Below are 14,478 nucleotides of genomic sequence, written 5' to 3'. Positions count from 1 at the left end.
AATCCATAGTTTTAAAGCTATCAACCTCATTTTTAGAGTTAACATCCTTAGCGTAAACACTTATAACATAGTTTCCAGTAGTAGTAGGATTCCAAGTGAAAGAGTTAGAAGTAGAGTAATCCTTAACTGTCTTCCAACCTGTAGCATCCTTTACTAGGAATTTATAAAGAATCGAAGATCCACCAGTAGCATTTGCAGTAAAAGTAATAGAAGAACCAGGTGCTGCAGGTGAAGGTCTATTTGCAGTTATAGAGTTCACAACAACAGAGGTACTATTAACTATAGAATAGTCCATAGTTTTAAAGCTATCAACCTCATTTTTAGAGTTAATATCCTTAGCGTAAACACTTATAACATAGTTTCCAGTAGTAGTAGGATTCCAAGTGAAAGAGTTAGAAGTAGAGTAATCCTTAACTGTCTTCCAACCTGTAGCATCCTTTACTAGAAATTTATAAAGAATCGAAGATCCACCAGTAGCATTTGCAGTAAAAGTAATGGAAGAACCAGGTGCTGCAGGTGAAGGTCTATTTGCAGTTATAGAGTTTACGATAACTGGATCAACAATATCATTCTTAGGAAGTAATGTTGTACTAGCATCAGTAAAATCATAAGCAACCTTTCCAGCATATGGATCAGAATTTGCAACATCAGCTAATTTAACAACTGTAGTAATTCCATTCTTACCTAATTGGGTATAATCATTTGATGTCTTAAAATTAAGAGTTCCTTCTTTAAGTACTTCTGCTTTAATAACAGCAAGAGTACCATTTTTACTAACTCCTGGAGTAGTACCTGTTAATGATATTCCAATACTTTCCTTTCCTGGTGTTGATGTTTGAACTGTGGCATCCTTGCCATCAAAAAGAGTACCTATGTCTACACTCTTAATTTTAATTAGACTTGGATCATAAGAGAAGTCAACGGCACCACCATATAGGTTAGAACCACCGGAAACATTTACACCGATGTCTATTATATCACCTACTTTTGCAGAACTTGGAGCGTTGTAGGCAACCTTTGGTTTAGCAGCAGTAGCTGCAGAAACAGGAATACTTGAAATTGACAATTGACCTAGCATTGTTACTGCACAAACAGTAGCAAAAATTTTATTGATTTTTTTGTTGAGCGTAATATTCAACTCAATCCCCCCTAAATATTTTATTTTTACACAATATTATTGTATACTTTTTCCAAATGAAAGTAAATTGATAAATGAAATAATTTATAAAAAATGTTAATAAATAACAGAAAAATTTCAAAGGTAATATTCTTAGGAAAATAATACATAATTTTCCAAAGAAAGAGGTGATAATGATATGTGTATATGATAAAATTAATATATTAAATTATAAGGTGGGGAAGAATATGAAAAAAATAGGAACATTTATAATGTCATTAATTATTATGGTTACGTTATCTTTTGGAATATCTGTAAAGGCAGCGGAGGCAGAAGTTAAGATATCTGTAAATGGTAAGGTACCAGCTATTGGTGAGAGTATAAAGCTCAAAGCAGAAGAAAGTATTGAAATTTTAGTAGATGTAAATAATATGACTAAACTATTTACGGCAATTGTTGATTTTAATTATGATAAAGATTTATTGCAATTAGAAAGTATTAAACCTAATAAAGAGTTAGTTGGTAGAAATAAGTTTCAATTACAGAGTAATGGAATAGATGGAACTAAAGCTAGATATGGATTTTCATTCTTAAATCCGAGTATAGGATATGATGGTTCAGATAATTTTGTAACTATTAAAGGTAAAGTTTTAAAAGATGGTGAAATAAAGGTATCAGCAGATAATTTTAAAGTACAGCTAGTACAACGTAAAGATAATGGGGATATGGAATATATAAAATATTCACAGACTGGAGTTGGAGAAGAAGTAAATGGTGAGGATGTAAAGATTGATAATATTTATGAAGAGATAAAGAATGATGGAACAGATGATAGAGTAGTTATTGATGAAGAAATAAAAAGTAACGATGATATTTTGACAAATGGAGGAGGAACTGAGGAAAATAAGAAGCCAGAAGATGGACAAGCACAAACTACAACTAGTGGAGATGAAAATAGGGAATCAGCTAAAGATACAAAGTCAGCTGAAGATGCAAAAAAGACTGAAGATAAAAGTAGTGTAGGTATTTATATAGGATTATTAATAGTTGCAGCTGTGATAGCAACAGGTACTGTACTCTATAGAAAAAAGAAAAATTCACTAGCTGAAACTGATATAGATAATGCTAATGAAAAGCAAGAAGATAATTCTAGTAATGATAATGAATAATGGTAAAATAAATATAAAGTAGAAAGTAATTATTATTTAAAAGATACCCTAAGTAATAGGTTTTAAATCATATTATTTAGGGTATCTTTTATATCTAACATGTTTATAAAAATGTCTAATTATGAATAAATAATGTGAGAAGTTATGTTACAATATTATAGTAAATTTGAGTGAATTTGTTGAATATGTAAGGAGTGAATAATATGAGGGGCATAATTTTAGCAGGTGGCTCTGGGACACGTTTATATCCTGTTACAAAGGCAATGTCAAAGCAAATGGTGCCGATATATGATAAGCCAATGATTTATTATCCTATGTCAGTATTGATGTTGGCAGGAATAAGAGAAATATTAATAATATCAACAGCAAGAGATATTATTAATTTTAGTGAGTTATTTGGGAATGGTGAAGATTTAGGAATTCGAATTGATTACGCGGTGCAAGAACGACCTAATGGCTTGGCAGAAGCATTTATTATAGGAGAAAAGTTTATTGGAAATGATAATGTGGCTATGATATTAGGAGATAATATATTCTATGGGCAAAGTTTCTCAAGTCATTTAAAAGCTGCATCAGAACTACAAGAGGGAGCTTATGTCTTTGGATACTATGTTCAAAATCCAAGGGCTTTTGGTGTAGTTGAATTCGATAGTGAGGGTAAGGTTATTTCATTAGAAGAGAAACCGGAGTATCCAAAATCAAAGTATGCGATTCCAGGATTATATTTCTATGATAATTCAGTAGTAGCAAAAGCAAAAGCATTAAAGTCTTCTGATAGAGGTGAACTAGAGATAACAGATTTAAATAGAATATATATGGAGGAAGGTAAACTAAAAGTAAAGTTATTAGGTAGAGGAATGGCATGGCTAGATACCGGAACTCATGCATCTATGTTACAAGCTTCAAACTTTGTTGAAGCAGTGCAAAATACTCAAGGAACATTTATTGCATGTTTAGAGGAAATAGCATATAGACAAGGCTGGATAGATGCTAGTAAAGTAATGGAATTAGCAAAACCATTAATGAAGACTGGATATGGCAAATATTTAGTAGATGTTATCGAAGAACTAGAAGTTAAAAAGAGAAAAGAAGAAGCCGCAGTCACTATTTAGTAGGAGGAAGGCATGGGTAATTTTAAGTTTATAGAGACAAAATTAAAGGATGTTTATATTATAGAACCAACAGTTTTTGGTGATAATAGAGGATATTTCATGGAAACATATAATAAAGAGGATTTTGAAAAAGCAGGCCTTACAATGAAATTTGTTCAAGATAATGAATCTAAATCAACAAAAGGTGTTTTAAGGGGGCTTCATTTTCAAACTAAACATACTCAAGGAAAACTAGTTAGAGCTACTAAGGGTGAAGTTTTTGATGTGGCTGTTGACTTGAGAAAAGGATCACCTACTTTTGGAATGTGGGAAGGCGTTTTGCTTAGTGAAGATAATAAAAGGCAGTTTTATATACCAGAAGGATTTGCCCATGGATTTTTAGTTTTATCGGATGAAGCTGTATTTAACTATAAGTGTACAGATTTTTATGACCCTGAACATGATGGTGGATTACTATGGAACGATGAGGAAATAGGGATAAAATGGCCTTTAGAAGGAATAGAAAATATTCTTTTATCAGAAAAGGATAAAAAACAAAAGAAGCTTAAAGATTTAGATATTCCTTTTGAATATGATAAGTAAGGTGGATTAATATGAAGATTTTAGTTACAGGTGGTAAAGGACAATTAGCGAATGAGATTAGAACAATAATAGAAAGTGGAAAGTCAGAAATAGGAATAGTACAGTTGGATAATTGTGAGGCAATGTTTGTTGATGTTGATGAACTAGACATAACAAATATTATTAAAGTAAAAGAATACTTTAGAGATATAAAGCCGAATGTTGTAATTAATTGTGCGGCCTTTACTAATGTAGATGCTTGTGAAGAAGATGTGGATGCAGCTTTTAAAGTAAATACTCTAGGGGCTAGGAATTTAGCAATAGCTTGTGAGGAGGTAAATGCAAAGCTACTTCATGTATCAACAGATTATGTGTTTTCAGGAGTAGGAAGTAGTCCCAATAAGGAATTCGAAGAGACTATACCTAATAGTGTATATGGTACAACAAAGCTTATGGGTGAAAATTATGTGAAAGAATTTTGCTCAAAGTATTATATTGTAAGAACAGCATGGCTTTATGGATATAATGGAAACAATTTTGTATATACTATGATGAAGTTAGCTAAGAATAATACAAGTATTAAAGTAGTTAATGATCAAAAAGGGAATCCTACTAATGCAAATGACTTAGCACATCATATATTAAAGATTATTAATACAGAAGAATATGGACTATATCATTGTACAGGTAATGGAGAATGTTCATGGTATGATTTTGCTAAAAAAATAATTGAGCTTTCAGGCGAAGAGTGTGTTGTAAATCCATGTACTACTGAAGAGTTCCCAAGACCAGCTAAGAGACCAAAATATTCATCTTTAGATAATATGATGCTTAGATGCACAGTTGGGGATGAAATGAGAGACTGGGAAACAGCAATTAAATGTTTTATGGCAAAAATAAAAAAGTAAGTGAGGAATTAATATGAAGAGTTACTTAGTTACTGGAGGAGCTGGATTTATAGGCTCAAATTTTGTATTGTATATGCTAGATAAATATAAAGATATTAAGATAGTAAATTTAGATGTATTAACTTATGCTGGAAATCTTGAAAATCTTAAGAGTTTAGAAAATAATCCTAATCATGTTTTTGTACAAGGTGATATTGGTGATAAAGAATTAGTTACTAAATTATTTAAAGAGTATAATTTTGATTATGTAGTAAATTTCGCAGCAGAATCTCATGTTGATAGAAGTATAAGAGAACCAGAAGTTTTTGCTAAGACAAACGTTATGGGGACAGTAAATTTATTAAATTGTTCTAAGGATGCTTGGTATAGTGAGGAAGATGGATGGAGAGAAGGAGTTAAGTACCTTCAAGTTTCTACTGATGAAGTATATGGATCATTAGGGGAAACAGATTTCTTTATGGAGACTACTCCTTTAGATCCACATAGTCCATATTCATCGAGTAAAGCAGGAGCAGATTTAATGGTTAAGGCTTATGCAGATACTTTCAAGATGCCTGTAAATATAACGAGGTGTTCAAATAACTATGGGCCATTCCAATTTCCAGAAAAGTTAATACCATTATTAATAAATAATTGTTTACAGCATAAAGAGCTACCAATCTATGGTGATGGAATGAATATAAGAGATTGGCTATATGTAGAGGATCATTGTAAAGCTATAGATATGGTTATAAATAGTGGAAGATTGGGTGAAGTTTATAACGTAGGTGGGCATAATGAAAGAACAAATATACAGATTGTTGATACAGTTATAAATTACTTAAATGAAAATGTGGATAAAGAAATAACTGAAAGATTAAAGAAATATGTTGAGGATAGAAAAGGCCATGATAGAAGATATGGAATAGATCCTACTAAGATAAAAGATGAATTAGGATGGTATCCGGAAACTACATTTGAAGTAGGTATAATAAAGACTATAAAATGGTATCTAGATAATAAAGGGTGGATGAAGAATGTAACATCTGGGAATTATAAAAAATACTATGAGAAGATGTATAGTTAATAGTAATATAATATATGTAATATCCATGAACTATAATATATTTTAAATTGTAAAGTTACGGGTAATGTGAGCTGAAAGCTATCTGAACTTTATTCTGACAGCGTTTAATTTCTATTATAATAGTAAGTAAGTAAAATAGTATGTACTACTATTTTACAATAAAGATATTTTCACTTATAATTATAAGGCTAAGGAAAAAGTACTTGATTAAAATAGATATAATAAGTACAATATATTTATGTAAACATTTAACAATAAATTAACTTTAAAAGCATATTAAGAAAGGATGTTAACTTATGAAGGGGACCTATAGCTGTAAGGAATTAGCTGATAAGTTTAAGTTTTGTGGGGAGCTAGTTAACTCAGAGCTACATATATGTGGTCATATAAATGACACTCATATATTAGATTTTGTAAAAGAAGATGGGAGTAATATAAAATATATACTACAAAGAATAAATACAGAGGTATTTCCAAAAGTAGATGAACTAATGAGTAATATAGATAAGGTTACAAGACATATATCAGAAAAGGTAAAAGCAGAAGGTGGAGACGTAACAAGAGAAGGCTTATCTTTAATTAAAACTAGGGATGATAAATTATATTATAAAACTGAAAATGGAGATTGTTTTAGAGCATATCATTTTATTGAGGGTGCAAAAACATATATGAAGGTTGAGAACCCTAATGATTTCTATAAATGTGGTAAGGCTTTAGGAAAGTTCCAAGAACAACTTTCTGATTTTCCGGCAGATACAGTATTTGAAACTATTCCGGATTTTCATAATACCTATAAGAGATATGAAGCATTTATGGAGGCAGTGAAAAATGATCCATTTAACAGAGTTAAAGACGTACAAGCTGAAATAAATTTTATAAGATCAAGAGCAGAAGAAACTAGTAAATTAGTAGACTTATTAAATGAAGGAAAACTTCCTTTAAGAGTTACTCATAATGATACTAAGTTTAATAATATAATGATTGATAATAAAACTGGTGAGGCTATATGTGTAATTGATTTAGATACAGTTATGCCAGGGCTATCATTGTATGATTATGGAGATTCAATTAGATCAGGGGCAACAACAGCTTTAGAGGATGAGGCAGATTTATCAAAGGTGAACTTTGATATTAATTTATTTGAACTATTTACTAAAGGATTCCTAGAATCTTGTGGTAAATCATTAACAGATACAGAGATAGAGTATCTGCCATTTTCAGCAAAACTTATAACTCTTGAACTTTCAATGAGATTTTTAATGGATCATATAAATGGAGATAAGTACTTCCAAATACATAGATCAAATCACAATCTAGATAGAGCAAGAAATCAACTAAAACTAGTTAGTGATATGGAAGATAGAATGGAAGAAATGAAGGACATAGTAAAAAAATATAGCTAAATTAAAGGGTAATTCAAAATAATTGTTTATTTTGAATTACCCTTTTTAGTAGTATCTTTTATAAGTCTATAATCTGTTTAAGTAAATTATTTATCTTCAAAAATATAATTACTAATTTCAGTAGCAGTTTTATCTATATCAAATACATAGTAGTAAACTCCACCTATCATTTCACCTTTTCCAACATTATCTTTAGGGAACCTTGCTTGTATTAAATCATTAGATGATAATGAACTTACATCCATTGCTAGTGATAAGATTTCAGATGTACTTAAATTAGTATCCACTAGAGGAAGTAAATCATTTAATATGGATGGATAGGAAGCAACAGATAAAGATTTAAACTTATTGAACAAAGCAGTTAAAACAGTTCTATGTCTATGGCTTCTCTCAAAATCCCCACCTTCTGTATATCTTATTCTTGAATATGCAAGTGCTTGTGTACCATCCACTTTTTGTTTTCCAGCAGTAGTTATATGTGATGAATTAGTAGAATTTGTTTTATTAACTCCATCTATATAAGAGTTTATATATTTAAGTTCATCATTTGTAATGTTTAATTCAATTCCCCCAACAGCATCTATTAACTTTGGAAGGGATGAAAAATTAACTGAAACAAAATCTTCTATATTAAGATTGAAATTTTTATTTAAAGTTCTTATTGCAAGTTCTGGACCACCAAAGGCATAGGCATGATTAATTTTGTCTTTACCTTCTCTATCTGGAATTACTACATATGAATCTCTTATTATTGAAGTTACTTTAAGTTTATTATGAGTTTTATCAATAGTAAGGATCATGATGGAGTCAGAACGACCAGCTTCACCATCTGAAGCATCAATACCAAAAAGTGCAATGTTTTTTACATTATTAGTATTTTCTATTTCTGTATTTATATCTAGATTATCCTTATTTATTTCCACGTTATTCATCTTTCCTAATACAGAACTAATATAAGCATAGGATCCTACCCCTAGGATTAAAAGTATGGATGTTATTAGTAATAATACTTTCTTCCACAATGCCATTTTTTTTCTTTCTTTCATATGTATCACTACCTTTCATTATCAAAATATTAACACTATACATTTGAGAAGTAAATATATAGTGTTACCTTTGATAAATTACTGAAAAGATTTTTAGTTGTTAATCGAAATATTTGTTATATAATAGAGTTATAGAGGTTTTATAGTTTTAATTGAAAAGGAGATAACAAGATGGCAGTTTTAGTAACAGGTGGGATGGGGTATATAGGAAGTCATACGTCTATAGAATTATTAAATGCAGGAAAAGAGGTTATTATTATTGATAATCTTTGTAATAGTGATGAGATAGTTAAAACTAAGATCGAAGAGATAGCAGGTAAAAAAGTTAAGTTTTATAAAATAGATTTGTTAGAAAGAGAAAAAATAGAAAAAGTTTTTGAAAAGAATAATATTGAAGCTGTTATCCATTTTGCAGCATTGAAAGCTGTTGGAGAATCAGTACAAAAACCACTAGAGTATTATAGCAATAATTTAATAAGTACACTAATAGTATTAGAACTTATGAAAAAATATAATGTTAGGAATTTTGTGTTTAGCTCATCGGCAACAGTATATGGAAGTTCGGAGGTTATGCCAATATTAGAAGAATTTCCGTTGTCAGCAACTAATCCGTATGGAAGAACTAAGTTAATGATAGAGGAAATTTTAAGCGATTTGTATAAGTCAGATACTTCATGGAATATAGCTATACTTAGATACTTTAATCCCGTAGGTGCTCATGAAAGTGGATTAATTGGGGAAAATCCAAAAGGGATTCCAAATAATCTTATGCCATATATTACAAAGGTAGCAGGTGGTGAATTAAAGGAAGTAAGTGTGTTTGGAAATGATTATGACACTGTTGATGGGACAGGGGTTAGGGATTATATTCATGTCGTAGATTTAGCTAAAGGGCATATTAAAGCATTGGATATACTTGAAAAGAAGCCGGGAATAGTGGTATATAATCTTGGAAGTGCAAAAGGATACAGTGTTATAGAATTAATAGAAGCGTTTTCGAAGGTATCTAAAAGAAAAATACCGTACAAAATTGTTGGTAGACGAGCAGGAGATGTTGCGGTATGTTACGCAGATCCATCAAAAGCAAATAAAGAACTAGGATGGTATGCAGAGAAAGATATATATGATATGTGTAGAGACTCATGGAATTGGCAGATTAATCATTCAAATAAGAATAGTTAATAATATAGTAAATTAGTATTATATTAAATCGAAATATAATGCTTTTAATGAAAGGATGTAATGAAATGAAAAAAAATAAGAGTATACCATTCTCTCCTCCAGATATAACTGAAAGAGAAATAGATGAGGTTTGTAAAGTTTTAAGGTCTGGATGGATTACATCAGGGCCAAAGCTTGCTGAGTTTGAAGAAAAGATAGCAGAATATTGTAGATGTAATAAGGCAGTGGCAGTAAATAGTGCGACTGCTGCTATGGAATTAATTTTGAAAGTATTAGATATTAAAGAGGGAGATGGAATAATTTCAACTCCATATACATATACTGCAACTTCAAGTGTTGCTATTCATAGAGGAATTAAGCCAGTATACGTTGATGTAGCTAAGGATTCATTTTTTATGGATTATGAAAAACTAGCAGATGCAATTACTGAAAAAACTAAGGTTATAATGCCAGTTGATATTGCAGGAGTTCCATGTGATTATGATTCTATAAAAAAAGTATTAAAGGATAAGAATAGGGAGGATATAATGATTCTTTCTGATTCAGCTCACTCTTTTGGGGCTAAATATAAAGGTGAAATGGTAGGTACTCAAGCAGATTTTCATTCTTTTTCATTCCATGCAGTAAAGAATTTAACTACATCAGAAGGTGGAGCATTAGTATTTAATAATAATAACTTCTGGGGTAAAGAGAATATTTATCAAGACTGTAAGTTTACAGCGCTACATGGTCAGTCAAAGGACGCATTAAGCAAAATGAAGGCTGGTTCATGGGAATATGACATAGTTACTGATGGCTTTAAGTGTAATATGACTGATATTAATGCAGCCATTGGACTTGTTCAACTTACTAGATATGAGGAAATGTTGAAAAGAAGAAGAGATATTTTTGAAACATATACTAATATCTTAGAAAAAGAGGATTTTGCAATAATTCCATTTGCAAAAGATGAGAATGGAACAGAAACATCATATCATTTATATTTATTAAGAATTAAGGGATTCGATGAGTCTAAGCGAAATAAAGTTATAGAAGACTTGGCTGAAAAGGGAATTGCAACGAATGTGCACTATAAACCATTGCCGATGCTAACTTTATACAAGAATTTAGGATATAAAATTGAGGATTATCCAAATGCTTATGCTCAATATGCAAATGAGATTTCACTACCTGTATATAGCACTCTAAAATTAGAAGATGCAGAGTATATAGCTAAGGAAGTTGTTAAAACAGTTAAAAACTATATAGTATAATTGGATAAGGAGTATTTAGGCATATCTAATACTCCTTGCTTTATATTAAAGATAATAAAAAAGTTTCTTTATTTATGCAATTGTGATAAAATGTAAATGTTATTTTTGTAATACAAAAGGGAGCGATAATAAATGAATATTCCATTAATAGATTTAAAGGCTCAGTATAATTCAATTAGTGAAGAATTAAATAAAGCAACATTAGATGTTTTGTCTTCAGCAGGATATATAATGGGTAAAAATGTTACAGAGTTAGAGAGTAGATTTGCAGAGTATACAGGATCGAAATATGCTATTTCAGTAGGAAATGGAACAGATGCCCTAGTTATTGCATTGAAGGCTCTAGGAATTAAAGAAGGGGATGAAGTTATAACAACACCATTCACATTCTTTGCAACAGCAGAAAGTATTTCAGCAGTAGGAGCAATACCAGTATTTGTAGACGTAAGAAAAGATACATTTAATATAGATACAACAAAAATAGAAGAAAAGATTACAGATAAGACTAAGGCCATAATGCCAGTACATATATTTGGGCAAAGCGCGGATATGGATGAAATAAATGAAATTGCTAAGAAGCATAATCTAAAGGTTATAGAGGATGCATGCCAAGCAGTAGGTGGAAAGTATAAAGGAAGAAAAATAGGAAGTTTAGGTGATGTTGCTTGTTTCTCATTCTTCCCAACCAAGAATTTAGGCTGTGCAGGAGATGGTGGAATAATAGTTACATCTGATGAAAATGTAGCAACTATAGCAAGAGCACTAAGAACTCACGGAAGTGGGGAAAATGGTCAAAAGGCTTATAATTTATTGAATAATATAGAAGAAGATATAGCAAAGGCAGAAGGTGCAGATGATACTGTTTATAACCCACTTAAGTATTATAATTACTTAATAGGTCATAACTCAAGATTAGACGCAATGCAAGCAGCTATATTATTAGAAAAGATAAAGCATATTGATAATTGGAATGCTAAAAGAAGAGAAGTAGCTAAGATTTATGATAAAGAATTAGCAGATACTGATTTAGTTACACCATTTATAGATGAAACAAATGAATCGGTATATCATATGTATATATTGCAGTCAGAAAATAGAGAAGAAATATTAACTAAGTTAAAAGATAAAGGTGTAGCTACAGGAGTTTATTATCCAGTACCATTACACTTACAAAAAGTATATAAGGATTTAGGTTATAAAGAAGGAGATATGCCAGTATCTGAGTATTTATCTCATAGGACATTTGCAATTCCAGTATATCCTGAGTTAACAGAAGAGCAAATAGGTTACATTATAGATAGTATTAAGGAAGAATTTTAGGAGGTATAGATATGTCAGATTTAAAAAGACAACTTATAGATAAAATCAATAACAAGACTGCTAAGGTTGGGGTAGTAGGCCTTGGGTACGTTGGATTACCTTTATCAGTTGAAAAAGCAAATGCAGGATATAAAACAATTGGATTTGATATTCAAGATAGTAAAGTTGAAATGGTTAATGAAGGTAAGAATTACATCGGAGACGTTGTAGATACAGAATTAGCTGAATTAGTTAAAACAGGAATGTTAAAAGCAACTACAGATTTTAGTGTTGTAGCAGATGTAGATACAATTTGTATTTGTGTTCCAACACCACTAGACCTTTATAAGCAACCAGATTTATCTTATGTGGTAGATTCAACTAAAAGTGTTGCTAAGTACTTACATAAAGGAATGCTTATAGTCCTAGAGAGTACAACTTATCCAGGAACAACTGAAGAAATATTAAAGCCAATATTAGAGGAAACAGGTCTAAAGTGCGGGGAAGACTTCTTCTTAGCATTCTCTCCAGAGAGGGTAGATCCAGGAAATAAAGACTTTAATACAAAGAATACACCAAAGGTAGTTGGTGGATGTACTAAGGAATGTACGGAAATAGCTGCAGCTTTATATAGAAATATATTAGAGGGTGAGATACACACAGTTTCATCACCAGCAGTTGCAGAGATGGAAAAGATATTAGAAAATACATTTAGAAATATTAATATAGGTCTTGCTAATGAAATGGCTATACTATGTAAGAGAATGGGAATTGATGTATGGGAAGTTATAGATGCTGCTAAGACTAAACCATATGGATTTATGCCGTTTTATCCAGGTCCAGGACTTGGTGGACACTGTATACCACTTGATCCTTTCTACTTAGAATGGAAGGCAAAGGAATATGACTATCATACAAGATTAATAGAGACATCAGGAGAGATAAATGATTCAATGCCTGAATTTGTATTAGATAATGTAATGAAGATATTGAACGAACAAAAGAAGGCTTTAAATGGAGCTAAAGTTTTATTATTGGGATTAGCTTATAAAAATGATATAGATGATTATAGAGAATCACCAGCATTTAAGGTTATAGAGCAATTAGAAAAGAATGGAGCAGATTTAACTGTTAATGATCCATTCTGTCCAGAAGCTAAATATAATGGGAAGATGTACTATTCAGTTGACTGGAAAGAAGTTATAGATGAATCAGATATAGTTGTTATAACAACAGCTCATAATTGCTATGACTATGAAGAAATAGTAAGTAGAGCAAAGGTTGTATATGATACAAGAAATGCTACTAAAGATGTAGTTAACAATAGAGAAAAAATACACAAACTATAAAAATAGTTTTATGGTTGTTTAAGGAGAATAAAATGAAAATAAGCGAAATATCTTCAAAAATTGAGAATTCAGAGGTATATAGAGAAGGATCATTTGAAACACTAGGATTAAGTATTTCCAAAAGTGGCTGTAAAACACTTAGCTTTATTGATAGTGAAAAGTATGTTGAAGCTATAAGTAAAGATATCTCCTGTGTGATAACGACTAGAGAATTAGCTGATAAGTTTAATGGAGAGCTAGGTATTTTAATTTGTGATGAACCTAGAGTATCTTTCTTTAAGTTGCATAATGAGCTATGTGGTGATATTAACTATACTGGTGTGCCAAAAAAGACAATTATAGGTGATAATTGTAAGATAAGTAAACTTGCTTCTATAAGTGATAATAATGTTGTTATTGGGAACAATGTAGTTATTGAAGAGTTTGTGGTTATAAGAGATAATGTTGTCATTGGTGATAATTCAATTTTAAGAGCTGGAGTTATAATTGGTGGCGAAGGATATGAATGTAAGAGAGAGGATGATACTATATTTACAGTAAAACATGCAGGTGGAGTTGTAATAGGTAAAGATGTAGAAATACAATACAATTCATGCATAGATAAAGCTGTATATCCATGGGATAATACAAAAGTAGGGGATTATTGTAAAATAGATAACTTGGTACATTTAGGTCATGCATGTAAAATTGGAAGAGAAACAATGTTAGCTGCAAATTCTCTTGTTGGAGGCAGAACTGTTATTGGAGAAAAGTGCTGGGTTGGTATTAGCACTACTATATCCAATGGATTATTTATAGGTGATAATGTTAAAATGAATATTGGATCTGTAGTAACTAGAAATGTAGAAGATGGAGCTAGTGTTACTGGTAATTTTGCAATTGAGCATTCAAAATTCATAAATTTCATAAAAAGTATAAGATAAATTTTATAAAAAACATATATTTATTTAAATATATGTTTTTTTATTTTTAAAATCCTGTATTAACCTAGATTTACCATGTAAAAATACTAT

Annotated in this window: 13 protein-coding genes; 11 read left to right on the top strand and 2 right to left on the bottom strand. The window is 30.7% G+C overall.

Features of this window, described 5'->3' with window-relative positions:
• The coding region (locus ACSYT2_RS14690; RefSeq protein WP_438385102.1) for a cohesin domain-containing protein at window positions 1–1,138 on the bottom strand (1,138 nt) is incomplete at its 3' end.
• A gap of 227 nt (window positions 1,139–1,365) precedes the next feature.
• On the opposite strand from ACSYT2_RS14690, the gene ACSYT2_RS14685 reads away from it, so the two are divergent.
• From ACSYT2_RS14685 to ACSYT2_RS14660, 6 genes are all read left to right on the top strand, one after another.
• The gene (locus tag ACSYT2_RS14685) at window positions 1,366–2,286 is read left to right on the top strand and encodes a cohesin domain-containing protein (protein WP_438385101.1); all 921 of its coding nucleotides are present in this window, start codon (window positions 1,366–1,368) and stop codon (window positions 2,284–2,286) included.
• Window positions 2,287–2,489: 203 nt separating this feature from the next.
• A complete protein-coding gene (gene rfbA / locus ACSYT2_RS14680) occupies window positions 2,490–3,398 on the top strand; it encodes a glucose-1-phosphate thymidylyltransferase RfbA (protein WP_438385100.1) in 909 nt (302 codons plus the stop codon).
• 12 nt (window positions 3,399–3,410) lie between these two features.
• The gene (gene rfbC, locus ACSYT2_RS14675; RefSeq protein ID WP_438385099.1) at window positions 3,411–3,980 is read left to right on the top strand and encodes a dTDP-4-dehydrorhamnose 3,5-epimerase; all 570 of its coding nucleotides are present in this window, start codon (window positions 3,411–3,413) and stop codon (window positions 3,978–3,980) included.
• A gap of 11 nt (window positions 3,981–3,991) precedes the next feature.
• Complete coding sequence (gene rfbD, locus ACSYT2_RS14670; protein ID WP_438385098.1) at window positions 3,992–4,867, top strand: dTDP-4-dehydrorhamnose reductase; 876 nt, start codon at window positions 3,992–3,994, stop codon at window positions 4,865–4,867.
• A 13-nt stretch (window positions 4,868–4,880) separates the two neighbouring features.
• A complete protein-coding gene (gene rfbB / locus ACSYT2_RS14665; RefSeq protein ID WP_438385097.1) occupies window positions 4,881–5,933 on the top strand; it encodes a dTDP-glucose 4,6-dehydratase in 1,053 nt (350 codons plus the stop codon).
• Window positions 5,934–6,229: 296 nt separating this feature from the next.
• Entirely contained in the window at window positions 6,230–7,336 is a 1,107-nt protein-coding gene (locus ACSYT2_RS14660) for a phosphotransferase enzyme family protein (protein ID WP_438385096.1), read from the top strand.
• 86 nt (window positions 7,337–7,422) lie between these two features.
• Here the strand turns inward: ACSYT2_RS14660 and ACSYT2_RS14655 are convergent, their stop codons facing one another.
• Window positions 7,423–8,382 (bottom strand): LCP family protein, encoded by a 960-nt coding sequence (locus tag ACSYT2_RS14655; RefSeq protein ID WP_438385095.1) that lies wholly within the window; start codon window positions 8,380–8,382, stop codon window positions 7,423–7,425.
• Between the two features lie 171 nt (window positions 8,383–8,553).
• On the opposite strand from ACSYT2_RS14655, the gene galE reads away from it, so the two are divergent.
• The 5 genes from galE to ACSYT2_RS14630 all read left to right on the top strand — a co-directional run bounded on the left by galE (window position 8,554) and on the right by ACSYT2_RS14630 (window position 14,388).
• Window positions 8,554–9,564, top strand: coding sequence for a UDP-glucose 4-epimerase GalE (gene galE, locus ACSYT2_RS14650; protein ID WP_438385094.1), 1,011 nt, complete (start codon window positions 8,554–8,556; stop codon window positions 9,562–9,564).
• A gap of 65 nt (window positions 9,565–9,629) precedes the next feature.
• Complete coding sequence (locus ACSYT2_RS14645; protein ID WP_438385093.1) at window positions 9,630–10,817, top strand: DegT/DnrJ/EryC1/StrS family aminotransferase; 1,188 nt, start codon at window positions 9,630–9,632, stop codon at window positions 10,815–10,817.
• Window positions 10,818–10,949: 132 nt separating this feature from the next.
• A complete protein-coding gene (locus tag ACSYT2_RS14640) occupies window positions 10,950–12,137 on the top strand; it encodes a DegT/DnrJ/EryC1/StrS family aminotransferase (protein ID WP_430856891.1) in 1,188 nt (395 codons plus the stop codon).
• Between the two features lie 11 nt (window positions 12,138–12,148).
• Window positions 12,149–13,465: a nucleotide sugar dehydrogenase gene (locus ACSYT2_RS14635; RefSeq protein ID WP_430856890.1), complete on the top strand. Its 1,317-nt coding sequence runs from the start codon at window positions 12,149–12,151 to the stop codon at window positions 13,463–13,465.
• A gap of 32 nt (window positions 13,466–13,497) precedes the next feature.
• Window positions 13,498–14,388, top strand: a complete 891-nt coding sequence (locus tag ACSYT2_RS14630) for a UDP-3-O-(3-hydroxymyristoyl)glucosamine N-acyltransferase (protein ID WP_430856889.1) — start codon at window positions 13,498–13,500, stop codon at window positions 14,386–14,388.
• Window positions 14,389–14,478: the final 90 nt, after the last annotated feature.

Source organism: Clostridium zhoujianii, from assembly GCF_051590805.1.
In the GTDB taxonomy this organism is placed as follows: Bacteria; Bacillota; Clostridia; order Clostridiales; family Clostridiaceae; genus Clostridium.
Note: the sequence above shows the minus strand (reverse complement) of the source record. Positions and strands in the feature narration are given on the sequence as shown.